This is a genomic window from Ruminococcus sp. NK3A76 (assembly GCF_000686125.1).
Taxonomy (GTDB): domain Bacteria; phylum Bacillota; class Clostridia; order Oscillospirales; family Ruminococcaceae; genus NK3A76.
The window spans coordinates 1321495-1346483 of sequence record NZ_JMMA01000002.1 but is presented as its reverse complement, the minus strand read 5'-3'; the positions used below and the strand labels follow the sequence as shown (position 1 = coordinate 1346483).

The following is a 24989-nucleotide window of genomic DNA, read 5'->3' as shown; positions in this document are numbered from 1 at the left end:
TTTCCGTAAAGAAAGGGCTTATTTATATGAATTACTCTAAGGTACAGATAACAGGAATAAACACTTCCAAGATACAGGTGCTGACAGAGCAAGAAAAGACAGAACTTATCAGACGGGCACAAAAAGGCGACAAGGCGGCAAAGGATAAAATGGTGATGTGCAATCTGAAACTTGTGCTGCGCACGATACAGCCGTTTTTATCAAGAGGAGATGACCCTGATGATGTATTTGAGGTAGGAACTATCGGGCTTTTAAAGGCTGTGGAGAGGTTTGATGTCGATATGGGTGTGAAATTCAGCTCATACTGTGTTCCTCTGATACTTGGAGAATGTAAGCGCTACTTTCGTGACGGAGGAGCTCTCAGAGTCAGCAGATCAGTCAGAGATATAGCATATAAGGTGTTCAAGGCAAAGGAAAGCTATATTGAGAAATACCAGAAGGAGCCGTCTGTAGATGAACTGTCTGAGATAACGCAGATACCACGGAGAGATATAATACAATCGCTTGAAGCAGTAAACGAGCCAGTTTCTATATATGAGCCAGTGTACTCAGATGCAGGAGATACGCTGTATGTCATTGACCAGCTGAGCGACAGAGACAGCGCTAATAACTGGCTCGACGAGATAAGCGTAAAGGAAACTATTAAAAAGCTGCCGCAGCGTGAAAAGGATATATTGTATCTGAGATACTTTCTCGGAAAGACGCAGGTCGAAGTGGCTAATTCGGTCGGAATAAGCCAGGCTCAGGTATCAAGACTGGAGAAAGGTGCACTGAATAAGATCAAAAAGCAATTTGAATTACCATAAAATGGGCGCTATATTCGGCGATTATTAACAGAATATTACTTGCTGTAAAATGCAAACTGAATATTTTCCGATTTAGTGAATATCTCTTTGATTTATAGGATATTATATGGTATAATAGTCGTATAAGTAAACTTTATAGGAGTTTGATAAGATGGATTTTGAATTGAATGCAATAATCGTTAACAGCACAAATAAAAGATTCAAGGTATATGAGAAGGATCTCTCTGAGTTCGGATACAGCATAACACACTGCGATGTAAATGGCTCTGAGATAATTGCCAAGGCTATAATGACCGACTGTGATCTTTTGCTGCTATCTGAAAAAGACTTTGAAAACATAAATGAGCTTGTTGAGATAGTGAAGTATTTTCAGAAGAATGCAGACAAACACATTCCCGTTTTATTCAACGAGCCAGGATATCCGTCGGTCATTACTGACAGACTGGATAATGAGCACAGCTTCTTTCACAATATATTTCCCACGGGCGAAAAAAGAAGTATCATAATGGAACTGGAAAAGTATGAGAACTACAGATCAATGAGCTGTGAAAGGCTTTTATTCCTTTTAAAGAAAAAGGTCAACTACGAATGCGGTTACATTGGTATAAACAGAACACACGAAGGGTTCAGGTGGATAACTGAGGCGTCGCTTCTTATACTTGCGGACGAGAATTACAAAAAGAACTTCTCGGCAGGCATATACAAAGTGCTTGAAGACAAGTATAATGCTACATATACGCAGATAGAGCCGGCGATAAGAAGATGCATGAATGATTTTCAGAATAAAATGGACACTCTGATAAGGCTTTACTACATGGATCTCAGCGCTGACAAGAGCAAAAAGTACACGACTACGAACTTTATAAAGAAAATATCAGACAATTTCAAACTGCAATACCGTCAGAACTACACAGAGTTTACAGAAAGAGCAGACAGTGATAAAAGAAAGGCTATCAAAGAGCATTTTATGACAAAATGGTAATAAAGCTCCCCTATAGCACATATCATTGAATAATATGATATGGAGGCGATAGGCCATGGTATGTTCGCTCAGTGAACTCAGAACAAAAGAAGTCATCAACGCCGGGACAGGGATAAAACTTGGGTACGTTGATGATATTGAATTTGATACAGTCACAGGAAATGTCACATCAATTATTATATTCGGCAGGCCGAGAGCTTTCGGGCTTATGGGCAGAGATGACGATATCATTATAAAATGCGAGGATATAGAGGTCATCGGCGAGGACACTATACTTGTGAGATTTGAGAACTCGGCGATATGCACAAAATCAAGAAGCATCACTGTCGAAAATTTGTCAAGACAATTTCATGAAAACTCTTGAAAACGGTGTTGAAATATGATATAATATTAAAGCAATTCGCACGCATGGTTCTTTGCCTGTGGTTCCCGACTGGGTAAGGCAAGTATTACAGGTCATGCGGAGGGCAAAATAATAAACCAAAACAGGAGGTTACTACAATGGGAGTAGTATCAATGAAGCAGCTTCTTGAAGCTGGTGTACACTTTGGCCACCAGACAAGAAGATGGAACCCGAAAATGGCACCTTACATCTTCACAGAGAGGAACGGTATCTACATTATCGACCTTCAGAAGACTGTAAAGAAGCTCGAAGAGGCTTATCTCTTCGTAAGAGAGATCTCTGCTGAGGGCAAGGAAGTACTTTTCGTAGGTACTAAGAAGCAGGCAGGCGATTCTATCAAGGAAGAGGCTTTAAGAGCTAATGCACACTATGTAAACGCAAGATGGCTCGGCGGTATGATGACAAACTTCAAGACCATCAAGAGAAGGATCAAGAGACTTGAGCAGCTCCACGCTATGGAGACTGACGGTACATTCGACCTCCTCCCCAAGAAGGAAGTTGTTAAGCTCCAGCTCGAGATCGAGAAGCTCGAGAAGTTCATGGGCGGTATCAAGAACATGAACGACCTCCCCGGCGCACTTTTCGTAGTTGACCCGAGGAAGGAAAAGATCGCTGTATCTGAGGCTAAGAAGCTCGGTATACCGGTAGTTGCTATCGTAGATACAAACTGTGACCCTGATGACGTTGATTACGTTATCCCCGGCAACGATGATGCTATAAGAGCTGTAAAGCTCATCGCAGGCTGCATGGCTGATGCTATCATAGAGGGCAGACAGGGCGAGCAGGAGGCTTCTGCTGAAGAGGCTGAGGCTGCTGAGGCAGACGCTGAATAATTTAAGAGCTTTAAAGGGCAGACCATAATTTATTGTGTCTGCCCTGATTTTGATAAAAACAGGAGGAAACTAAAATGGCAAATATAGGCGTTAAGGAAATAAAAGAGCTTATGACAGCTACAGGCGTTGGCATGATGGACTGCAAGAAGGCACTCGTTGAGGCTGACGGCGATATGGAAAAGGCTGTTCTCATTCTTCGTGAGAAGGGTCTTGCTACACAGGCTAAGAAGGCAGGCAGAGTTGCTGCTGAGGGTATCTGCACAGCTGTAGTTGACGGCAATGTAGGTGCTGTTGTTGAAGTAAACATCGAGACAGACTTCGCTGCTAACAACGAGGAGTTCAAGGCTTTCGTTGCTGCAGTTGCTAAGACAGTTATAGAGAAGGATCCTGCTGATGTTGATGCTCTTAAGGCTACAACAATAAGCGGCGGCACACAGACTGTTGACGAGGCTCTCCAGGAGCTCTTCATCAAAATCAGAGAGAACATGGTTATCCGTCGTTTCAAGAGATTTGAGGGCATCCTCGTTCCTTATGTTCACGGCGGCGGCAGCATAGGCGTTATGGTAAAGCTCGAGAGCGATCTCGCTGCTGACAAGGTATTCGAGGTTGGTAAGAACTGCGCACTCCAGGTCGCAGCTATGAACCCCTCTTACCTCAACAAGGAGAGCGTTCCTGCATCTGCTCTTGACGAGGAGAAGAAGGTACTTCTTGCTCAGATGGCTGAGGATCCTAAGATGGCAAACAAGCCTGAGCAGGTAAAGATCAAGATCGTTGAGGGTAAGATCGGCAAGTTCTATTCTGAGAACTGCCTCCTTGAGCAGACATTCGTAAGATCTGACATCTTCGAGGGCACAGTTGGCAAGTATGTTGCTGACGCTGCTAAGAAGCTCGGCGGCTCTATCAAGGTAGTAGAGTATGCAAGATTTGAGCGTGGCGAGGGCGTTGAAAAGAAGGAAGACAACCTTGCTGATGAGGTTGCATCTATGCTCAAGTAATCAGATACTTAGTATAAAAATGGCCGGTACACCTAATGTGTACCGGTTTTTTTATATACTCAAATCACAGTAATTAGTTTTAATACATCATTATTTAAGTTTTGGAGCCTCTGAAAAAAAGTCTGTAAAAAGTCAGCAAACTGTGATAAAATAGAATTAATATCACAGGAGGCTGATTTTTTATGGCAAGAAGAAAAAGAGAACCGATGAGCGAGGGCAAGAAGAACATAATAGGAATGCTGCTTGAGGAATACGACATCAAGTCGGCTAAGGATATTGAGGATGCCCTGAAAGACCTTCTCGGAGGAACGATCCAGGAAATGCTTGAATCCGAAATGGACGAGCATCTTGGATATCAGGAATATGAGCGTTCCGACAATCCTGACTCTCGTAATGGTAAGAAAACCAAGAAGATCCGCGGAAACTTCGGAGAAACTGAAATTGAAGTGCCGCAGGATCGTGACGGCAGTTTTGAGCCAAAGGTCGTAAAGAAACGTCAGAAGGACATCTCAGGCATTGAGCAGAAGATAATTGCTCTGTATGCCAAAGGAATGACCACACGCCAGATAAGCGAAACTATCGAAGATATCTACGGATTTGAAGTCAGCGACGGTATGGTATCAGATATCACAGACCGCCTTCTGCCACAGATAGAGGACTGGCAGAAACGTCCATTGGACGAAGTATATCCGATAGTATTCATCGATGCTGTACACTTCTCAGTGCGTGATAACGGACAGATCAGGAAGCTTGCCGCATATGTGATCCTTGCTGTCAGCATGACAGGTCACAAGGAAGTTCTTTCGATACATATCGGCGAAAACGAGAGTGCCAAGTACTGGCTCGGCGTTCTGAATGAGCTGAAAAATCGAGGCGTAAAGGATATTCTGGTCATCTGTGCAGACGGACTTACCGGCATGAAAGAAGCCGTATCAGCTGCATTTCCGCAAACTGAGCTACAGCGCTGCATCGTTCATCAGGTAAGAAATACGTTGAAATACGTTGGAGAGAAGAACAAGAAGGAGTTGGCAAATGACCTTAAAACGATCTATCATGCGCCTTCCGAGGACGCTGCTCTGGAAGCTCTCGATCGTGTTACTGAAAAATGGGAGGACGATTATCCCAACGCTATGAAGAGCTGGTACAAGAACTGGGACGTAATATCGCCGATTTTTAAGTTCTCCTCCGACGTCAGGAAGGTCATTTATACTACCAACGCAATAGAGAGTCTTAACAGCGGTTATCGCCGCTTGAATAAGCAGAGGAGTGTATTTCCGAGCGATACAGCGCTCCTGAAGGCTCTGTATCTGGCGACGCATGAGATAGCTAAGAAATGGACCATGCCGCTGCGAAACTTGGGCAAAGTTCTGGGCGAGCTTGAGATTATGTATCCCGACAGGATCGGCTGATATCCAAAGAACCTTGACAAATTACAGTATCTATTGTATACTGTAAAAAAATCGGAGCGGCTATTTTCAAGCCGCTCCCATATATCGTTTTTTATCACAGTTTTTGAATTTACAGAGTTTTTTTCGCAGAGCCAAGTTTTGAAATACAAATAAACAATCACCGTTCATTTCAAAAACATAGCTTCCGCCCTCTTTAATATCATCAAGTTCTTTCTCAGCAGTCTTTTCACTGTCAGAGTTTAAATAAATCAACTTACCATCAATAAAGGTAATATATGTGTCGTCTTTTACTGCTATAAGTTTATCCTTGAACTCAAGGCTGTATTTGTAATCAAGCGTGGTTTTATCATACACAGAAATACTGCTATACATAGAGTCCTGTGTGTTATCAGAAAAAGCCTTGTTCTTTCCCGTCAGGTGAGTATGGTCTGCCGAGGGCTGCCCTATGGTTATTAGCTTGTCATTATCGGTATAAAAGTATCTTGCTTGATAGCTTTGCTTTACTTCTTTGCGAATAGTGTTTTGGCATTCAGCAAATCCATCATCATGAATAGAATACTCACACATCGTTTCGCTGGCAGAGTTTAAATACTCAGTCGAGATAAAGCCATTATCATTCAGCCTGTAAATACAAAACCCATTAAATGAGATGATAAATGCAGGGCATTGCTCTTTATTATCATAGATCTCAAAGAATATCATCTCTGTGTTGTCTTTTTTTGCAATAATGGTGTATCTATTATTGACAGGTTTCAAATAAAATGACGGATCGTCTTTGTTTTTCTCATCAAAAAAAATCTTTTGACCTGTCATATCAGAAAATGCGATATCCTCACCCGTTTTAAGATCGTATATTTTAAAGCACACCCTTGCGCTTTCCATATCACTGCTTACGGCTATCAGCTTATCATCAAGCGTTATGATGTGATCGTAGCGTATCTCTATCTTAAACATCTTATTCAAAGCGCTTCCGTCATAGGAATATAACTGCCCTGTTTTCACTTCATAGATAATCATACTTTCATCGTTTTCTGACAACAGGCAGTATGAATCAAACTCGCCGACCTGTGCCTTGTCGGGGTAGGAATATACGCTGTTATTGTCTGCATAATAGAGCTTGCCCTTATACTCGCAGCTATATGATGAATCAAGCACGCCGTAGTGGTCTGATATCAACTCATATGCAGGCTCTTTGTCAGGAGAAAAATACTTTAAAATAATTGTAATGAGAAAATAAATCGAAATCAACACTATTATTCCAAGAACTGCAAATATTGATATTAGCAGTTCTTTATTTGATAAAATGCGGTTCATATACACTTACCTCCCCGCAAGCATTTTAATATCATGAATCAAAACAATTATTCTATGTTGATAAACAAATTGTATCACATATTATTAAGATTATCAATAAAAACGCATTCATTGTAAATGTTTTTAACCACATTGTTATAAAGATTACAAAAAACGCCTGACTTATTGTAAAGTCAGGCGTAAAGTATTTTCGCATTACATTAAAGATGCAGTACTCTTTCTCTTATCTCCTGTGTTCTGCCCTGATTCCAGAACTGTGTGCCGATGTAGCCGCAGGTACGCCTTGCAACGTTCATCTTATTCTGGTCTCTATTGTGACAGTTGGGGCATTCCCAAACGAGCTTGCCGTTTTCGTCTTCCGTAACGACTATCTCGCCGTCAAAGCCACATACTTGACAGTAGTCGCTCTTGGTGTTGAGCTCTGCATACATGATATTGTCATATATAAATCTCATTACATCGAGTACAGCGGGGATATTCTGCTGCATATTAGGAACCTCAACGTAGCTGATAGCGCCGCCGGGTGAAAGACGCTGGAACTGTGACTCAAATTTGAGCTTGGTAAATGCATCTATCTCCTCGGTAACGTGTACATGGTAGGAGTTTGTGATATAATTCCTGTCAGTAACGCCCTTTACTATGCCGAAACGCTTCTGGAGGCACTTAGCAAATTTATATGTCGTGCTCTCAAGCGGTGTGCCATAAAGCGAGAAGTCAATATTCTCTTTAGCCTTCCACTTTGCGCAGGCATCGTTCATATGCTGCATAACTTCAAGAGCAAAAGGTGTTGCATCAGGGTCAGTATGCGGTTTGCCTGTCATATAGACAGTACACTCGCAAAGGCCGGCATATCCGAGAGATATTGTAGAATAGCCGCCGAAAAGGAGCTTATCTATCTTCTCACCCTTCTTAAGTCTTGCAAGAGCACCGTACTGCCAGAGTATAGGTGCTACATCTGAGAGGGTGCCGAGCAGTCTCTTGTGTCTGCACATCAGAGCACGATAGCAGAGCTCGAGTCTTTCGTCAAATATCTCCCAGAACCTGTTCATATCCTTATGTGAGGAAAGTGCTATATCAACAAGGTTGAGTGTTACAACGCCCTGGTTGAATCTGCCGTAATACTTAGGTTTGCCATTCTCATCTACATAAGGTGTAAGGAAGGAGCGGCAGCCCATGCAGGTATAGCAATGGCCTTCACCGTTCTTATCGACCTTAAGCTGGAGCATTACCTTTTCTGAGATATAGTCAGGAACCATTCTCTTAGCTGTGCATTTAGCTGCAAGTTCTGTCAAGTAATAATACTTGCTACCCTCATAAATATTATCTTCTTCAAGAACATATATGAGCTTTGGGAATGCAGGTGTTACCCACACGCCGGCTTCGTTCTTTACGCCTATATATCTCTGTCTTAAGGTCTCCTCGATTATCATTGCGAGGTCAGCCTTCTCCTGCTCGTCCTTAGCTTCGTTAAGATACATATATACCGTAACGAAAGGAGCCTGACCGTTAGTTGTAAGGAGTGTAACAACCTGATACTGTATAGTTTGTACTCCCCTTGTGATCTCTTTCTTAAGGCGCTCCTCTGTGATCTCTCTGATCTTTTCCTCAGAAGGAGAAGCACCGAGCTCCTTTATCTCCTCGAGCAGCTCTGCTCTGATCTTCTTACGGCTTATATCAACAAACGGAGCAAGGTGTGTAAGGCTTATGCTCTGGCCGCCATACTGATTTGATGCGACCTGTGCGATTATCTGTGTGGCGATATTGCAGGCTGTAGAGAAGCTGTGGGGCTTCTCGATAAGCGTCTCGCTGATAACAGTGCCGTTCTGGAGCATATCTTCGAGATTAACAAGGTCACAGTTATGCATATGCTGTGCAAAATAATCTGAATCATGGAAATGGATAAGGCCGTTTTTATGAGCCTCAACAATATCCTGCGGCAGAAGAATACGATCAGTAAGATCCCTGCTCACCTCACCTGCCATATAGTCACGCTGCACGCTGTTAACAGTAGGATTCTTATTTGAATTCTCCTGCTTTACCTCCTCGTTTGCGCACTCTATGAGCGAAAGTATCTTATTATCAGTTGTGTTCGACTTTCTTACAAGTGAACGGTTATAACGATATCTAACATAGTTTCTTGCAAGGTCAAAAGCGCCCTTTGCCATGAGCTGGTTCTCGACAAGGTCCTGTATCTCCTCGACGGATACAGCTCTGTTCATTTTATTGCACTTATACTCTACAAATTCAGCTATGTCTCTTATTTCTTCTTCAGGCAGCTTGTTTTTCTCTGTGGCTTTATTTGCTTTTGCAACGGCATTAACTATCTTATCAATATTAAATGTCTCTTCTGCGCCGTTTCTCTTGATGATGTTCACTTAAAATCCCCCTTTAGATCTCTCACCTATAATACCAGTTGTGTCATTTTTCTTTGTGACTGTCTCATTGGCTTTATTTCATCGTCATCAAGGGTCAAAATAATGCACGAACCTATTCTAATTGGAAAGTGCATATTTTTAATTCTCTTTGATTAACTAATTACCCCATATTTTCACACTATGCTGTATTTGTTTTATATATCACATACAACATATTGTATTATAACACTGTTTTTAACTAATTTCAAGGGGGTGGATTTCTTTTTGTCACAATACCCAAATTTGTTAGTTCTATTTGTACGAGATAAACAAGATTGCACTATACAGTGTTACAAAAATAACGTTACAACCACAATATATAGTATATGGATAGTATATACAAACACAATATACCGTCTGAAACGTTTCAGAAAGGCTGACCGTATTTAATGGCTCGATATCCCCTGTTTACAGGCATATACGAGTAAAAAGCATATCCTAACAGGCGTTTTGGCTCGCTTATAGAATAATACCCGACCACAATATATAGTGTTATATAAAGAATCCGCCGGGCTCTTACCCGGCGGATTCAATTGGCTACCAACGTCTTGTGGTGTATTCTTCTCTCTCTTTCTTGGGCTCGGGTACGTAGTTACGCATACTCTTTTCAGCAGCCATTTCAAGGTCTTTTATGATGTCGTCGTTACGGTATGTACCGAGCTTGACGTCTTCAGATGTACCGAGAAAAGGGAAATCCTCAAACTGCTTTAAAATATTGATATCTGCCTCGTGCCTTGCGACTTTGATTGATGCGAGTATCAGATAGATAAGCATACCACAGAGTATACCTGATACCTGAAGATGAATGCCAAAATCAAAAATCATATACACCCCGAAGGCGGCCGGAACTTTTATTCTGCTCTCTCCCTGCACCGACATTGCTGCCGATGCTATCGCAAATGCGAGAAAGTCGAAAAAGCCCAGCACATTCATTGTTGCTCTTTCGTGAGTATAAAGCGTTTCCGCAACACTTAACCAGCCTATAAGACCATATACAAATGCGGCAAAAACACATACAATAGCAGGGATAGTCGATAGAAAAGTTATCATTCTTTTGTCTCGCTGATATATACGCCTTTTCTGAGCTCTTGCCATTAATGAAAACTGCTCATAGGAATGATATGGAACAGGTTTGCTCATATTATTTCACCAAAATATCCTGTAAAGATAGTTTACTTGTCAGCCTATAAGTGCCTTGTGGAAGACCTTTTTGCCCTTTTTGATTATAACAGGCTCGCTGAGGTCAACCATACCCTTGGGGTCTGTAAACTTCACATCATTTACAGCTATACCGTTCTGTGTTACAAGTCTTCTTCCCTCGCTGTTGGACGGTGCAAGGCCTGTCTTGACAAGAAGTTCGAGAATACCTATCTTATTGTCTGTAAGCTCCTCAGCCTTGAATGTGGTAGAAGGCATATCAGCACTGTCGCCGCTTCCTGCACCGAAGATAGCCTTAGCAGCAGCGTCAGCCTTGTTAGCTTCTTCCTCGCCGTGTACGAGCTTTGTGAGCTCATATGCAAGTAGCTCCTTAGCCTTGTTGAACTGTGCGCCCTCCATTGTCTTCTCCATTTCCTCTATCTCCTCGATAGGAACGAATGTGAGCATCTTGAGGCACTTGATAACGTCAGCATCGCCGACATTTCTCCAGTACTGATAGAAATCGTAAGGAGAAGTCTTCTCAGGGTCGAGCCATACAGCACCCTTTTCTGTCTTGCCCATTTTCTTGCCCTCGGAGTTGAGCAGCAGGGTTATAGTCATAGCATAAGCGTCCTTGCCGAGCTTCTTTCTGATAAGCTCAGTACCGCCGAGCATATTGCTCCACTGGTCGTCACCGCCGAATTCCATATTACAGCCGTAATCCTGATAGAGCTTGTAGAAGTCGTAGCTCTGCATTATCATATAGTTGAATTCAAGGAAGGAAAGACCCTTCTCCATTCTCTGCTTGTAGCATTCAGCAGCAAGCATCTTGTTTACCGAGAAGCAAGCGCCTACCTCTCGCAGAACATCTACATAGTTGAGGTCTAAAAGCCAGTCGGCGTTGTTTACTACCATAGCCTTATTATCAGAAAAGTCGATAAAGCGGCTCATCTGCTTTTTGAAGCAGGCAACATTGTGCTCGATAGTTTCCTTTGTGAGCATCTTTCTCATATCAGTCTTGCCGGAGGGGTCACCTATCATACCTGTACCGCCGCCGATAAGAGCTATCGGCTTGTTGCCTGCCATCTGAAGTCTTTTCATTAGGCAGAGTGCCATAAAGTGGCCTACATGAAGGCTGTCTGCTGTAGGGTCAAAGCCGATATAGAAAGTTGCCTTACCTGTGTTGATAAGCTCCTTTATCTCCTCCTCATCAGTCAGCTGGGCTAAAAGGCCTCTTCTTTTGAGTTCTTCAAATACTGTCATCTTACATTACTCCTTTTTATCTCATTTAATTAAAGTTTTCCTGTGATTAATCAGTGGGTGTTTTGCTTGGTGGCAAGGAGCCCCTGCCTTAGCACTCACTCAATTCCTATAGGTTTAGCGTCAGTCTCGACCCAGGCCTGACGGAAACCACTGTTGATGGCTATGCTCTGGGAGAAGACGTTGGCAGTGGCAGTGCCGTAAAATGGTATACCGCCGCACTCGATTACCTTGTTTTTTACGAGGGCCACGAGGTAGGAACCCAAGCCACGAGATTGGTACTCGGGGAGCACGTCAATTCCGATCTGGAACCAGCCGGGGCTGTCCTCGGAGCAGCCGGACATTCCCATGATCTTATCGCCGTCGTAAGCACATACTATCATGCGGTCGGGGGTGCCGGGATTGGGCTGGGGGTAGCATATGGCATTGGGGAAGCGGTCGTCGCCATAGAAGGGCTTTATCTCGTCGTCAAAGAACCACTTCACCTTGAATCGCCCGTCCGTCTCCGTTTGGCGGCATGGCAGGAACATATGGTGCGTGGGGTGAAGCTCCCAGCCGTATTTTCTCAGTTCCGTGTCTATCTTTGCGAGATCGCCCAGCTCGAAAAGACGGTGCCCCTCTTTGTCTTTCACCAGTTCCCGCAGGAAATCGTGTATCTGCCCGTCGGCGGAGAAGACGGCTCCCCTGCCCGCCGTAGCCATCTGCAAAAACGGCACTCCGGGGTGATATCTGCGCCTGCCTTCCTTATACTCTGGCAGTGTGAGGGTGTTTTCCTCTGAACAAAGGTCGGAGGGGTCACAGTTCAGCTCAAGCGATAGCAGGTCGAGCATTTTTTCGTAATAATCTCTGAATCTCAGTTCTTTCATGATAGGCTCTCCATTTTAAATCTTTATATTTGTTATATTTTACCTTTCACAATGGGTCTTATCAGATTTTTTATCAGATGTATTATCCAATGCTTCCTTTCTGTGGTTCAAGTGTATGCCTATATGGCCTATACCAAGTATAATGACCGAAACGAGCATAAATATATTGCCGCCGTATATACTGAGTATGAAAAATGCTATCACCGGCAGTGTCGCCCCGGCAACAGGTATGCCGATTATCGAGGAATACATATCCTGCATAGTCTTTTCACTTTTAAAGTACCTTATCCAATAGATTTCATACAGCACCATAAGCAGGAATGCAATCAGCAATACAATGCTCCATTTGCTGATACTGCCGATATTGAAATCACTGAATATCAGGCATAGTGAGCTTACAAGCACTTCACCTGTTCTTTCAAACATCAAAAGCAGCTTATTTTCATTTGCAGCATATTTTTCATAATCCTTCGGCTGGTTCTTGCCCCAGATGATATTAGGGACAAAAAGCATAATCAGAAAAACAAGCCCGACATAGGAAAAGCCGAAATGCACTATACATCACCTTCTGTATAACAAAAGCCCCCGAAAGCCAAAGCTCCCGAGGGCGAAATACCGCTGTACCACCTCAATTTATCGGCTGTGAGCCGACCTCTTAAGCATTATAACGTATGCAAAACGTGCTGTATTTGGCATCGGCCTTTCTTTACAGCAAGCTCAGGAATGTAATTCGTTAAACTATGCACAATATCTGCTCACACCAAACGCAGACTCTCTTAAAAAGCGCTATAGATACTACTTATTTCCGTCACGGCTTTTAAACATATAACATAGATATTATACCATATATATAAGGCTTTGTCAATAGCGGACATTACAATAACTCTACGGAGCGTGGATTGACGGGATCGCAGATTTAGGATATAATACATATATAGACAGCGCACAAGACTATAAAGAGGTGATCACAATGGATCAGACAAAGACAGGTGAGCTTATAAAGCGTTTCAGGAGTGAGCTCGGGCTGACACAGAAAGAGCTTGCAGAGCGAATAAACGTCAGCGACAAGGCTGTATCAAAGTGGGAGCGTGGAAACGGCTGCCCTGATATATCTTTACTTTCGGCATTAGCTGATGTATTTGGGACTGATATTCAGGTACTGCTTAATGGCGAGGTAAACAAAAATGAAAGCGAGGTGGGAAACATGAAGAAAATGAGATTCTATGTATGCAAAGAATGCGGCAATATAGTGACTGCAACATCAGATGCTGCCATAACCTGCTGCGGAAGCAAACTCTCCCCTCTTGAACCTAAAAAGGCTGAGGAAAATGAGCGGCTTAGCGTTGAGGATATCGGCGGCGAGTTATACATTTCATCGGAGCACCCTATGACAAAGGAGCATTATATTTCGTTCATCGCATATCAGAGCGACAGCAGTATAATGATGTTCAAGCAATACCCGGAATGGAATGTACAGCTGACCATGCCTTTATTCAGATACGGACGGCTGGTATGGTTCTGCACACAGTGCGGTCTGCTCTATCAGGACATTCGCCCGAACAGGAGATGATCGCATGAAGATACTGGTCTTAAACGGCAGCCCAAAGCGTGAAAAGAGCGATACGATGCACATTACCAGGGCATTTCTTGACGGAATGAAAGAATCAGCGCCGCAGGAAATACGGACAGTCGATATTATTGACAAGCATATAGAATACTGCACCGGCTGTTTTTCCTGCAAGCGCAATGGCGTAAAGTGTATACACAATGATGATATGAAGGTGCTCCTGGATAGTTTTACAGAGAGTGATCTTGTGCTGTTCAGTTTTCCACTTTATGCTTACGGTATGCCTGCGCCGCTGAAAGCATTTATTGACCGTACAATGCCGCTTTCGACTTTAGCTATGAAAAAGCAAGGCGACAGATATGTTCATATAAGGCAGACTGACATTTCAAAGCAGCGATTTATGATGATATGCGGCTGCGGCTTTCCGAACAGCAAGCAGAATTTTGAGCCGGCTGTTATGCAGTTCAGGCTGATGTTTCCAAGCAGTAATACTATCATTACTATACCGGAAAGCCCGATGTTTAATGCACCCGAAGCAGCAGAAGTGACGATTCCGAGGTTAGAGCTTGTAAAACAGGCCGGGATTCAGTATGCTGAGAATGGAATGATAGATGACGATCTGTTTGCGAAAATTTGCTCACCGATGATACCGGAAGATATATATGCAGATATTTGCAACAGAGAACAGTAACCAAAAACGCAGAGCATAAAACTTCTTGCCCTGCGTTTTTTATTATTCATGACCGAAAATTAGAGAAATGCTTCTGAATTTTCGATATAATCCTTGCAGTTTTCTTTTCCGTTCATTCTGACTACCATATCAATGATATCATCAGGTTCAAAATACTCCAGTGCTTCTACCGAGAAGAAAACAAAGTGCGGAAAAACCGATTCATAATAGCATTCTTCACGCAGTTTTACAACTGCCTGCACAATACACTCATATACATCATCGCCGTCAACTTCATCATCAGCAGAATTGATGTATTCAAGTGCTTTATCAAAATACTCAGGAGAATCAGCAATTACATACCACTCATATTCGCAGAAACGATAATACCAAGGGTCGTCACAGGGGTCTACCATATTCTGAGCATGGTTTTCTTCTATATTCACATAAAACGTAAGCGTATAATCTCCGTCGGGAGTCGAATGGTTATCAGCCTGGAGCGAGAGGATATAAATATCTTCCTCGCCGTATTCTTCAAGAACATGGGATATAGCTGTTTTTATTCCTTCGATCATAAGCTTGGTCAGTTTCTCGTTAGTCATTTTATATTCCTCTCTCAGAGTATAAATCTTTATGTAAAACATTACAACATGAAGCTTCAGAATAGTCAATACACAAAAACCCTTCACAGCCGAAGCTATGAAGGGTCAGTGTCATTTCAGAAATTCACATCACTGTGAAAACCGTACAGAGTCTAAATTACTTAGCCTCTGCGATAGCAGCCTGAGCAGCAGCAAGTCTTGCAATCGGAACTCTGAACGGTGAGCAAGATACATAGTCAAGACCGATCTTGTGGCAGAACTCAACAGATGTCGGGTCGCCGCCGTGCTCGCCGCAGATACCGCAGTGAAGTTTAGGATTTACAGGCTTACCGAGCTTGATAGCCATCTCCATGAGCTTACCAACGCCAGTCTGATCGAGCTTAGCGAAAGGATCGTTCTCGAAGATCTTCTTATCATAGTAAGCGCCGAGGAACTTACCAGCATCGTCTCTGGAGAAGCCGTATGTCATCTGTGTAAGGTCGTTAGTACCGAAGCAGAAGAAGTCAGCGTTAGCAGCGATCTCGTCAGCTGTAAGAGCAGCTCTCGGGATCTCGATCATTGTACCAACCTCATACTTAAGGTCAGCACCAGCCTCAGCTATAACAGCGTCAGCAGTCTCAACTACTACCTTCTTAACGAACTTGAGCTCCTTAACATCGCCTACGAGCGGGATCATGATCTCAGGCTTAACTGTCCAGTCAGGATGCTTCTTCTGAACGTTGATAGCAGCCTTGATAACAGCAGCTGTCTGCATCTTAGCGATCTCAGGATATGTAACTGCAAGACGGCAGCCACGGTGACCCATCATCGGGTTGAACTCGTGGAGAGAATCGATGAGAGCCTTGATATCCTCAACACTCTTGCCCTGTGCATCTGCGAGTGCCTTTATGTCAGCCTCTTCAGTAGGAACGAACTCATGGAGCGGAGGATCCAGGAATCTGATTGTAACAGGATTACCCTCGAGTGCTTCATAGAGAGCCTCGAAGTCGCTCTGCTGCATAGGCTCGATCTTAGCGAGTGCAGCTTCTCTCTGCTCAACTGTATCGGAGCAGATCATCTCTCTGAATGCTGCGATTCTGTCAGCCTCAAAGAACATATGCTCTGTACGGCAAAGGCCTATACCCTCTGCGCCGAGCTCTCTTGCCTTCTTAGCGTCAGCAGGAGTATCAGCATTTGTTCTAACCTTGAGCTTCCTGTACTTGTCAGCCCACTCCATGATCCTGCCGAACTCGCCAGCGATCTGAGCGTCAACTGTAGGAATGATCTCGCCGTAGATGTTACCTGTTGTACCGTCTATAGAGATGTAGTCGCCCTCAACGTATGTCTTGCCGCCGAGCTCGAACTTCTTGTTAGCTTCGTCCATCTTGATGTCGCCGCAGCCGGAAACGCAGCACTCACCCATACCACGAGCAACAACTGCTGCGTGAGATGTCATACCGCCACGAACTGTGAGGATACCCTGAGCAGCCTTCATACCTGTGATATCCTCAGGGGATGTCTCAAGTCTTACGAGAACTACCTTCTCGCCTCTTTCAGCCCACTCAACAGCATCGTCAGCTGTGAATACGATCTTACCGCAAGCAGCACCAGGTGAAGCGCCGAGACCCTTGCCGATAGGTGTAGCAGCCTTGAGAGCCTTAGCATCGAACTGCGGGTGGAGAAGTGTATCGAGGTTTCTGGGGTCGATCATTGCAACAGCTTCCTGCTCGCTTCTCATGCCCTCATCAACGAGGTCGCAAGCGATCTTAAGAGCAGCCTGTGCAGTTCTCTTACCGTTTCTTGTCTGGAGCATATAGAGCTTTCTGTTCTCAACAGTGAACTCCATATCCTGCATATCTCTGTAGTGATCCTCAAGTGTCTTGCAGACATTCTTGAACTGCTCGAAAGCCTCAGGGAATGTCTCAGCCATCTGAGAGATAGGCATAGGAGTACGAACGCCAGCAACAACGTCCTCGCCCTGTGCGTTTGTCAGGAACTCGCCCATGAGCTTCTTCTCGCCTGTAGCAGGATCTCTTGTGAAAGCAACACCTGTACCGCAGTCATCACCCATGTTACCGAATGCCATTGACTGAACGTTAACAGCAGTACCCCAGCTGAACGGGATATCGTTATCTCTTCTGTATACGTTAGCTCTCGGGTTATCCCATGAACGGAATACAGCCTTGATAGCGCCCATTAGCTGCTCCTTAGGATCGTCCGGGAAGTCATTGCCGATCTTAGCCTTATACTCAGCCTTGAACTGGCCGGCAAGCTCCTTAAGATCGTTAGCGTCGAGCTCTACGTCCTGCTTAACGCCCTTCTTCTCCTTCATCTCGTCGATAAGCTCTTCAAAGTACTTCTTACCAACTTCCATAACAACGTCAGAATACATCTGGATAAATCTTCTATAGCAGTCCCAAGCCCATCTTGCATTACCGGACTTAGCAGCGATAGTCTCAACAACAGTCTCATTAAGACCGAGGTTAAGGATTGTATCCATCATACCGGGCATAGATGCTCTTGCGCCGGAACGTACAGAAACGAGGAGCGGATTTTCCTTATCGCCGAACTTCTTGCCGGTGATATCCTCCATCTTTACGATATACTCATTGATCTCAGCCATGATCTCATCACTGATGCCGCCATCCTCATAATACTGAGTGCAAGCCTCTGTTGTGATAGTGAAGCCCTGAGGAACAGGGAGGCCGATGTTTGTCATCTCAGCGAGGTTTGCGCCCTTACCGCCGAGAAGCTCTCTCATGTTTGCATTGCCTTCTGAGAAAAGATAACAATACTTCTTTGCCATTGGTTTTCTACCTCCAAATAGATTTTTTGAAATCCGCAAACAGCAATTGTAAAATTATTACAGCTCACAAAGCCATTCTTACGGTTTACAACTAATATTATAACAGATTTATGGAAAAATTACTATACATTTCAATAAATTTTAACAAGTAAATATTGCACAATGTTTCATACAAATCGTTGTGCATTTTGTTGATTTTGCACACTTCGATTTGGTATATATCACATATAAACGGCCGCAAAAGTGCCGTCATATATGCAATTTAAACATCACAAGTACAGAAAAAATACCACTTACGCCTCAGTCTCATTGTCCTTCATAATACCTATGACTTCATTCATCAGCACCATAGGCTTCTGATGCTTTGTAAGTGTGACAGAGATATAAGGCTTTTGCTTATCGTTGAATTTAACACGGCTCTTATACTTTGTCATAAGCGCTGTTATCTGTGTTACCTCAGGGCTGTCGATATAGAAATAGATGCCGTCGCCTTTCTGTGATATTTCCTTGATACCCAGTCTGGCGGCTGTATTTCGCATCAGTGCTACATTTATAAGCCCCATAACAGCCTTTGGCGGGTCTCCGTAGCGGTCGATAAGCTCATCTACTACATCTCTGCTGTCTTCCTCAGTCACGACAAGAGCTATCTTTCGGTAAGCATCTATCCTCTGCGGCAGGCTCTCTATATACTTTTCGGGGATATATGCATCAATAGCTATATCCACAAGACAATCCTCAGGTGAATGAGGCATAGCCTCGCCCTTAAGTGATGCCATAGCTTCACTCAGCAAGCGTAGGTACATATCATAGCCGACTGCCTCCATATGCCCGTGCTGATGTCCGCTGAGGACTGAGCCTGCACCTCTTATCTCAAGGTCACGCATAGCAATATGGAAGCCTGAACCGAACTGTGTAAACTCTTTAACAGCGTTCAGGCGCTTTTCAGCTATCTCGGTAAGCACCTTGCCCCTTGTAAATGTAAAGTAAGCAAAAGCTCTCTTATTTGAGCGCCCTACCCTGCCCCTAAGCTGATAAAGCTGTGAAAGACCCATTCTGTCAGAATTCTCTATTATCAGCGTGTTGACATTAGACACATCGACACCTGTCTCGATAATAGTCGTACATACGAGAATATCTATCTCGTGCTCGATAAGCTGACGCCAAATCTCTGATAGCTCACGCTCGTTCATCTGACCGTGTGCGATACCAATTCTTGCTTCCGGGAGAAGCTGCGAGAGCTTTGCGGCTTTATGAGCTATAGTCTCAACTCTGTTATAGAGGTAATACACCTGTCCTCCACGGCGGAGCTCCTTGGCTATTGCCTGAGCTATAACACCGTCATTGTGTTCAAGAACATAGGTCTGGACAGGGTGTCTGTCCTGCGGCGGTTCTTCGATTACAGACATATCACGGATACCCGACAGAGCCATATTGAGAGTTCTCGGAATAGGTGTTGCTGAAAGGGTAAGAACATCTATATTCTTATATTTCTCCTTGAATTTCTCCTTATGAGCCACACCGAAGCGCTGCTCCTCGTCGATTATAACAAGCCCGAGGTCTTTAAAAGTCACATCGTCCTGAACTATACGGTGAGTTCCTATTATAAGGTCTATCTCTCCCCTTGCGAGCTTTTTGAGGATATCCTTCTGCTCTTTGGGCTTTCTGAAACGTGAAAGCAGCTCGACTTTCACAGGGAAATGCTCAAATCGCTTGACAGCTGTCTGATAATGCTGCCATGCAAGAACGGTAGTCGGCACAAGTATAGCGCACTGCTTAGAATCAAGCATACACTTAAATGCAGCTCTCAGAGCGACTTCTGTTTTACCGAAGCCGACATCGCCGCAAAGCAGCCTGTCCATAGGCACGGCCTTCTGCATATCCTGCTTTATCTCATTTATCGAACGAAGCTGATCGTCAGTCTCGGTATATTCAAATCTTTCCTCAAACTCTGTCTGCCATTCGGTATCCTCGGAAAATGCTATACCTTTAGCAAGCTGTCTCTGAGCATACAGCTTAGTGAGCTGTTCGGCCATATCCTTAACAGCCTTGCGTACACGGGATTTCGTCTTGCTCCATTCCATTGAATTGAGCTTGCTGAGCTTGACTCTTTCCTCGTCACCCGGGGCAACATACTTTGAAACAAGGTCAAGCTGTGTTACAGGAACATATAAAACATCAGTACCGGCGTATTTTATAGTGATATAATCCTTTTTGACGCCGTTTGTCTCCAGATTACGAATGCCTGCAAACCGGCCAATACCATACATTGAATGAACTACAAGGTCGCCAGATGTGATATCAGCGATACTGTTGATACGCTTGCTGTTTTCAGGGCGTTTGGGCTTTGCTTTTTTTCTTGAATCGAGAGCTTTCATCTGTGTGAGCATGGCACACTTGATATCGGGATATTCAAAACCGCCTGAAACGCAGCCTGTTCTTACATACACCTTTGAAGGGATAAGTTCGCTGTTTTCTGATAATACTTCAGCGTTTATGCCGCTGTCATTAAGGTCACGGACAAGTATAGGAAGCGTCTTTTCACTTCCGGCAAGGAGCACAGTACAGTAACCTGCATCACAGAAGGTATTCAGTTCTTCAAGAAGCATTTTCATATCGCCGCCCCAGCCAGCTGTCTGGCGGCAGTCGGTATTGATCAGCCTTTTGAATTTCATATCATTATGGCTTCTCATAAAGGTATCCATAAAAAGAGCTTTTTTATCGAGAGCTTTTTTCATGACAAGCTCAAAGCCTGAGAAATAATCTGCTGTCTGGTTAAAAAGCACGCCCTCTTCAAGAAGTATCTTTGTATCCTCACGAAGCTGTATTGTAAGTGCCTTTGATTTTTCAAGGCAGTTAGAATACTCGCATATGATACAGATATCATCGCTATCAAAATAATCAAGTACACCTGTCCTGTCGCTATAGACGGAGTTGTAGTACTTATCCATATTATTCAGAGTAAGGCCGCTGCTCAGAGCGTCGATATCACGTTCAAGAAGTGATCTTATCTTATCCGAAAGCCTTCCTCTGACTTTTGAATGAAGGGCGTGTATCTTGTCTATAAGTTCATCGCTTTTACAGATTATCTCGGCGGCCGGTGCTATAGTGATGCAGTCAAGCGACTGAGTGCGGCGCTGGGTCTGTGTATCGAAATAGCAAAGTGAATCTATCTCATCGCCCCAGAGTTCAAGACGGAAAGGCTGTTTATCTGATACTGAGAAAATATCAACTATAGAACCTCTTACAGAAAACTGTGCAGCGCCCTCGACCTGATCGCAGCGAGAATAGCCGCAGCCGATAAGCCGCTGTGAGAGCTCATCTACAGATATCTCATCGCCCTGAGACAGGGTAAATGTATGCTCGATGAGCTTAGATGCAGGGATAGTAAGCTGCATAGCTGCTTCAACTGAACATATCAGAACACTTGCTTTGCCGCTGACGATAGCTGACAATGCGCCGATACGGCGGTGCTCATATTCCCTTGATGCACCTTCGAGGTATGTAAAGTTCAAGTCCTTTGCAGGGAAAATCACTGCCATTTCCTGCTGTGAGAGCTCGTTTATATCATTAGCCATTCTGGTAGCGGAGGCTTCATCATCACACAGGATAATACACTTCGATCTCTCACCGAGGTACATAGCAGCCTGCGCCTTATGGACAGAAGAAAGGCCTGTCACACAGGCAGGAGTATAGCCGCCTTCAACAACCCTGTCGATATCGGCACAGAACGGCAGGCTTTTAAAGATCTTATCAAATATATTCATAGTTCACCTTAGTTAAATTCATTCATTGCCTTGTCAGTCTGACCGGAAACGATATATTCAAGCGCCTTGCAGGCATTATCCGCCGATGATTGCATGAGCTTCATCTCATCATCCGAAAAGCGTGAGAGCACCCAGTCGGCGAGATCATAGTCCTTATGCGGTTTTGAGCCAACACCGAGCTTAATACGTGGGAAATCCTCGCTGTCGAGGCACTCGATAATACTCTTGATACCGTTATGACCTCCTGCCGAGCCTTTACGCCTGATGCGCAGTTTACCGGGTTCGAGGGATATATCGTCAAACATCACTATTATATTCTCGGGCGGTATCTTATAGAAATCAGCTGCTTCTGTGACTGCTTCGCCGCTTAGGTTCATAAATGTCTCCGGCTTCATCACAAGGCAGCGTTTTTCTGCAACAGTCACTTCACCGACTAATGCTCTGAACTTATGCCTGTCGACCTTAAAGCCAAGCTTTTCTTCAAGCCGTGAAACTGCGATAAATCCGGCATTATGGCGTGTATTCTCATATGACACACCCGGATTGCCGAGGCCGACTATTATATAATCTATTTTACCCATACTGTCCGATTTTTTTGATATTCTCTCAAAAGCGTCCCAAATACTCATAAAATGACTCCTTTGTCTCCTTTTTTGATAACGCACAATTGCCCCGCCTTTACAAAAAGACGGGGTGTGTTTTTTTATATTATAGCAGATTTTTTGGGGAATGTCAAATGTTATACATCAAAACTCTATATCACATATTTCAATAGCAATATTTCCATAATAGTACTCTCGACCAAATTCACGACTTTCAGGTAGTTTTATATCCGATGTATTAACAATTTTACCTTTTACTCTAACAGGGGTCCCTACAGATATGGACTTTACTTTATCAGCTAATTCTTGATTATTAACTATACCACAATAAACATGTATTTCTAATCTGGCAATATCTCTTGGAACTTGTATATTATACATATTATCCTTTTTTAAAGTAACATAACTACCATCTTCCGTTACATATAGATTAAACTCATAAGAATTATCTTCGCTTACATTAAAAAAAATGGTAAAGTCAATAGTACCGAATGGTACTAATACACTTTTTGTATATATTAAACAAATCCAGAGGTGAGATTTTTGTATATTCAAAGATTACGGGATTTAAGAGAAGATGCCGACCTTAATCAGACACAAGTTGCAAAACTATTGTTCACAAGCCAGACGGTTTATTCAAGATATGAACGTGGGGTACTGACCATCCCCGTAGAACACCTTCTGATACTCGCAGATTTTTACGGTGTTTCGGTCGATTACATTCTTGGGCGCACAAACAACAAGCAGATAAACAAATAAAAACCGCAAGCTCATTTCATTGTTAAAGCCTGCGGTATTATTTATGCCTTTTATTCATTAAAAACAATAGCCCTGTCTTTACATAAGACAGAACTATCGTTAATCAGAAAATTATTCTTTCGATTGTCAAATATCAGCCCAATCAGAAGTTCATATTCAGATACTTTCCGGTCAGATATATCTCAACATGATCATATTCCTTGAATGTTTTGATCTTTTCTGATTCCTTTTTACCGGGCTTTATTTCAAAGTCGCTATCTGTAATGAACTTTGATTCAACAGCTAAAACATTGTTGTTCTTATCAAACAGAACAACATAAGCCTGAACCATTTCAGCAGGGTTTTTGCCCTTGTTTTCTACTGTTACAGCGATATTGTCTTTGTTCTTGGTGTACTCTACCGACAGATCCTTGATAACAGGATATATTGCTGTTTGTTCTTTATATGATGACTGATACTCGATCTTATCCACGCCCTTAACATCATAGAACGAAAGGCTGCCTATAGATGTTTCACCGGGTGCAAGAACAGATATATTCATATCAGCAGAGCCTAATACATTGCCCTGCTTGTCCTTAGCTGTCGCATTTGCGGCGATCGACACTGTTTCTTTTGAATTGTTTGTGTATACTAAGTAATAGTATGTTCCGAAGTTGTTCTCGTACTTATACTCTTTAATCGTGAAGTCCTTGTCAGAAGATGCTGCATTATTCTTTGACATACTGAAACCACCAGATCTTCCTGTATAATAGATCTCTACATGATCGAATTTTTCATAGCAGTCGATCTGTGCAGAAGCTGTAGCACCGGGTTTTATCTCGCTGTCAGCGTCTGTAATAAACTTGCTCTGGCAATTAATGATCTTGTTATTCTTATCAAAGAATATAGCATATGCCTGAACGAACTGAGCAGGGATATCAGCCTTGTTTGTTACAACAAGTGTGACGTTTTTATCATTCTTGTTCTGTTCAACAGACAGATTACTGATTACCGGCTTATAGGTCGTTTCTTCCTTGCAGCTGTAATCATATTTTACCTTTTCAACGTCTTTTGCATCGCCAAAGTAGAAGCTGCCGATAGATGTCTCATGACTTCCGATCACATCGATCGTCATAGCCGATGTATCAGCATTTTCGCCTTTCTTGTTAACAGCTGTGCCGTCAGCCTTAAATGAGATAGATTTGTCAGAATTATTTGTAACTATCAGAAAATACTTGCATCCGCCTATCGAATCCTTAAATAAGTATTCTTTTATATCTACTTTATCATTAGATACTTTTTTGACGGTCTTTTTTCCTATTATTTTGGAGACATCAGTCTTTTTCTCAGTTGAACCGGAATTATTATCAGTCTTATTATTTCCGGTAGAATCTGACTTTGAGGAGTCATCCTTTGATATCACTCCGGTGTTGGTATCTGTATCACCACCACTACCAGTACCGGCGGTGGTATCTGTTTCAGTGCCGGCATCTGAACTGTCGGTGGAACTGTCAGTGCTGTCTTTAGATTCATCAGAGCTTGCATCAGAATCAGTATCTGAACTATCCTTAGGATCTGTATCGCTATCTGATGACTCAGATGAGCTATCACTTACATCCGAAGAAGTATCAGAACTGCTGCTATCGTCATTTACAGCAGACTCGGTTTCGGAGCTTGAAGCTGATGATTCGTCTTCGCTGCTGTCACTTGAATTACATCCAGTACATAATGATAAGGAAAGCATCAGGCAGCACATGAACGATAATACTTTTTTCATATCAATATCACCCTTTGTTAATATATATAGTACAAACATTATACCATAGATACAGCGTAACATCA

The 24989-nt window shown here is 43.2% G+C and carries 21 protein-coding genes and 1 other annotated feature; of the genes, 9 read left to right on the top strand and 12 right to left on the bottom strand.

From position 1 onward, the window contains the following. Positions 1–26: 26 nt before the first annotated feature. The 6 genes from CD05_RS0106370 to CD05_RS0106345 all read left to right on the top strand — a co-directional run bounded on the left by CD05_RS0106370 (position 27) and on the right by CD05_RS0106345 (position 5428). Complete coding sequence (locus CD05_RS0106370; protein WP_028509792.1) at positions 27–806, top strand: SigB/SigF/SigG family RNA polymerase sigma factor; 780 nt, start codon at positions 27–29, stop codon at positions 804–806. Positions 807–957: 151 nt separating this feature from the next. Next, positions 958–1788 carry a sporulation initiation factor Spo0A C-terminal domain-containing protein gene (locus CD05_RS0106365; protein ID WP_028509791.1) on the top strand — a complete coding sequence of 277 codons (831 nt, stop codon included), beginning with the start codon at positions 958–960 and terminating at the stop codon, positions 1786–1788. 55 nt (positions 1789–1843) lie between these two features. Then, on the top strand, positions 1844–2152 hold the full coding sequence (locus CD05_RS0106360; RefSeq protein WP_028509790.1) for a YlmC/YmxH family sporulation protein: 309 nt from the start codon (positions 1844–1846) through the stop codon (positions 2150–2152). Between the two features lie 137 nt (positions 2153–2289). Beyond that, a complete protein-coding gene (gene rpsB, locus CD05_RS0106355; protein ID WP_028509789.1) occupies positions 2290–3024 on the top strand; it encodes a 30S ribosomal protein S2 in 735 nt (244 codons plus the stop codon). A 74-nt stretch (positions 3025–3098) separates the two neighbouring features. Then, positions 3099–4019, top strand: a complete 921-nt coding sequence (gene tsf, locus CD05_RS0106350) for a translation elongation factor Ts (protein ID WP_028509788.1) — start codon at positions 3099–3101, stop codon at positions 4017–4019. A gap of 182 nt (positions 4020–4201) precedes the next feature. Further along, entirely contained in the window at positions 4202–5428 is a 1227-nt protein-coding gene (locus tag CD05_RS0106345; RefSeq protein ID WP_028509787.1) for an IS256 family transposase, read from the top strand. Between the two features lie 66 nt (positions 5429–5494). Here CD05_RS0106345 and CD05_RS0106340 read toward each other — a convergent pair whose 3' ends face one another. The 6 genes from CD05_RS0106340 to CD05_RS17700 form a co-directional block, all read right to left on the bottom strand. Beyond that, on the bottom strand, positions 5495–6742 hold the full coding sequence (locus tag CD05_RS0106340; protein ID WP_028509786.1) for a hypothetical protein: 1248 nt from the start codon (positions 6740–6742) through the stop codon (positions 5495–5497). Between the two features lie 200 nt (positions 6743–6942). After that, entirely contained in the window at positions 6943–9117 is a 2175-nt protein-coding gene (gene nrdD / locus CD05_RS0106335) for an anaerobic ribonucleoside-triphosphate reductase (RefSeq protein ID WP_028509785.1), read from the bottom strand. 576 nt (positions 9118–9693) lie between these two features. Then, positions 9694–10296, bottom strand: coding sequence for a hypothetical protein (locus CD05_RS0106330; protein WP_156947331.1), 603 nt, complete (start codon positions 10294–10296; stop codon positions 9694–9696). A gap of 39 nt (positions 10297–10335) precedes the next feature. Continuing rightward, entirely contained in the window at positions 10336–11556 is a 1221-nt protein-coding gene (gene tyrS / locus CD05_RS0106325; RefSeq protein ID WP_028509783.1) for a tyrosine--tRNA ligase, read from the bottom strand. A 95-nt stretch (positions 11557–11651) separates the two neighbouring features. Beyond that, on the bottom strand, positions 11652–12419 hold the full coding sequence (locus CD05_RS0106320; protein WP_028509782.1) for a GNAT family N-acetyltransferase: 768 nt from the start codon (positions 12417–12419) through the stop codon (positions 11652–11654). A 39-nt stretch (positions 12420–12458) separates the two neighbouring features. After that, a complete protein-coding gene (locus CD05_RS17700; protein ID WP_242841239.1) occupies positions 12459–12932 on the bottom strand; it encodes a hypothetical protein in 474 nt (157 codons plus the stop codon). Positions 12933–13019: 87 nt separating this feature from the next. After that, positions 13020–13240 (bottom strand) — a binding site (T-box leader). A gap of 149 nt (positions 13241–13389) precedes the next feature. Here CD05_RS17700 and CD05_RS0106310 point away from each other — a divergent pair. Both CD05_RS0106310 and CD05_RS0106305 read left to right on the top strand, forming a co-directional pair. Further along, positions 13390–13989, top strand: a complete 600-nt coding sequence (locus CD05_RS0106310; protein WP_028509781.1) for a helix-turn-helix domain-containing protein — start codon at positions 13390–13392, stop codon at positions 13987–13989. 4 nt (positions 13990–13993) lie between these two features. Continuing rightward, positions 13994–14677: a flavodoxin family protein gene (locus tag CD05_RS0106305; protein ID WP_028509780.1), complete on the top strand. Its 684-nt coding sequence runs from the start codon at positions 13994–13996 to the stop codon at positions 14675–14677. 59 nt (positions 14678–14736) lie between these two features. Here the strand turns inward: CD05_RS0106305 and CD05_RS0106300 are convergent, their stop codons facing one another. The 5 genes from CD05_RS0106300 to CD05_RS0106280 all read right to left on the bottom strand — a co-directional run bounded on the left by CD05_RS0106300 (position 14737) and on the right by CD05_RS0106280 (position 22964). After that, positions 14737–15258 carry a DUF4303 domain-containing protein gene (locus CD05_RS0106300; protein ID WP_198021576.1) on the bottom strand — a complete coding sequence of 174 codons (522 nt, stop codon included), beginning with the start codon at positions 15256–15258 and terminating at the stop codon, positions 14737–14739. A 157-nt stretch (positions 15259–15415) separates the two neighbouring features. Then, entirely contained in the window at positions 15416–18043 is a 2628-nt protein-coding gene (gene ppdK, locus CD05_RS0106295) for a pyruvate, phosphate dikinase (RefSeq protein WP_028509778.1), read from the bottom strand. A gap of 293 nt (positions 18044–18336) precedes the next feature. After that, complete coding sequence (gene mfd / locus CD05_RS0106290) at positions 18337–21807, bottom strand: transcription-repair coupling factor (RefSeq protein WP_028509777.1); 3471 nt, start codon at positions 21805–21807, stop codon at positions 18337–18339. 8 nt (positions 21808–21815) lie between these two features. Next, positions 21816–22436, bottom strand: coding sequence for an aminoacyl-tRNA hydrolase (pth, locus tag CD05_RS0106285; protein WP_028509776.1), 621 nt, complete (start codon positions 22434–22436; stop codon positions 21816–21818). 117 nt (positions 22437–22553) lie between these two features. Beyond that, positions 22554–22964: a hypothetical protein gene (locus CD05_RS0106280; protein ID WP_028509775.1), complete on the bottom strand. Its 411-nt coding sequence runs from the start codon at positions 22962–22964 to the stop codon at positions 22554–22556. On the opposite strand from CD05_RS0106280, the gene CD05_RS0106275 reads away from it, so the two are divergent. After that, positions 22953–23168, top strand: coding sequence for a helix-turn-helix transcriptional regulator (locus CD05_RS0106275; RefSeq protein ID WP_028509774.1), 216 nt, complete (start codon positions 22953–22955; stop codon positions 23166–23168). The genes CD05_RS0106280 and CD05_RS0106275 overlap by 12 nt on opposite strands. Positions 23169–23310: 142 nt before the next feature. On the opposite strand, the gene CD05_RS0106270 is transcribed toward CD05_RS0106275, so the two are convergent. Then, a complete protein-coding gene (locus CD05_RS0106270) occupies positions 23311–24924 on the bottom strand; it encodes a hypothetical protein (RefSeq protein WP_028509773.1) in 1614 nt (537 codons plus the stop codon). Positions 24925–24989: the final 65 nt, after the last annotated feature.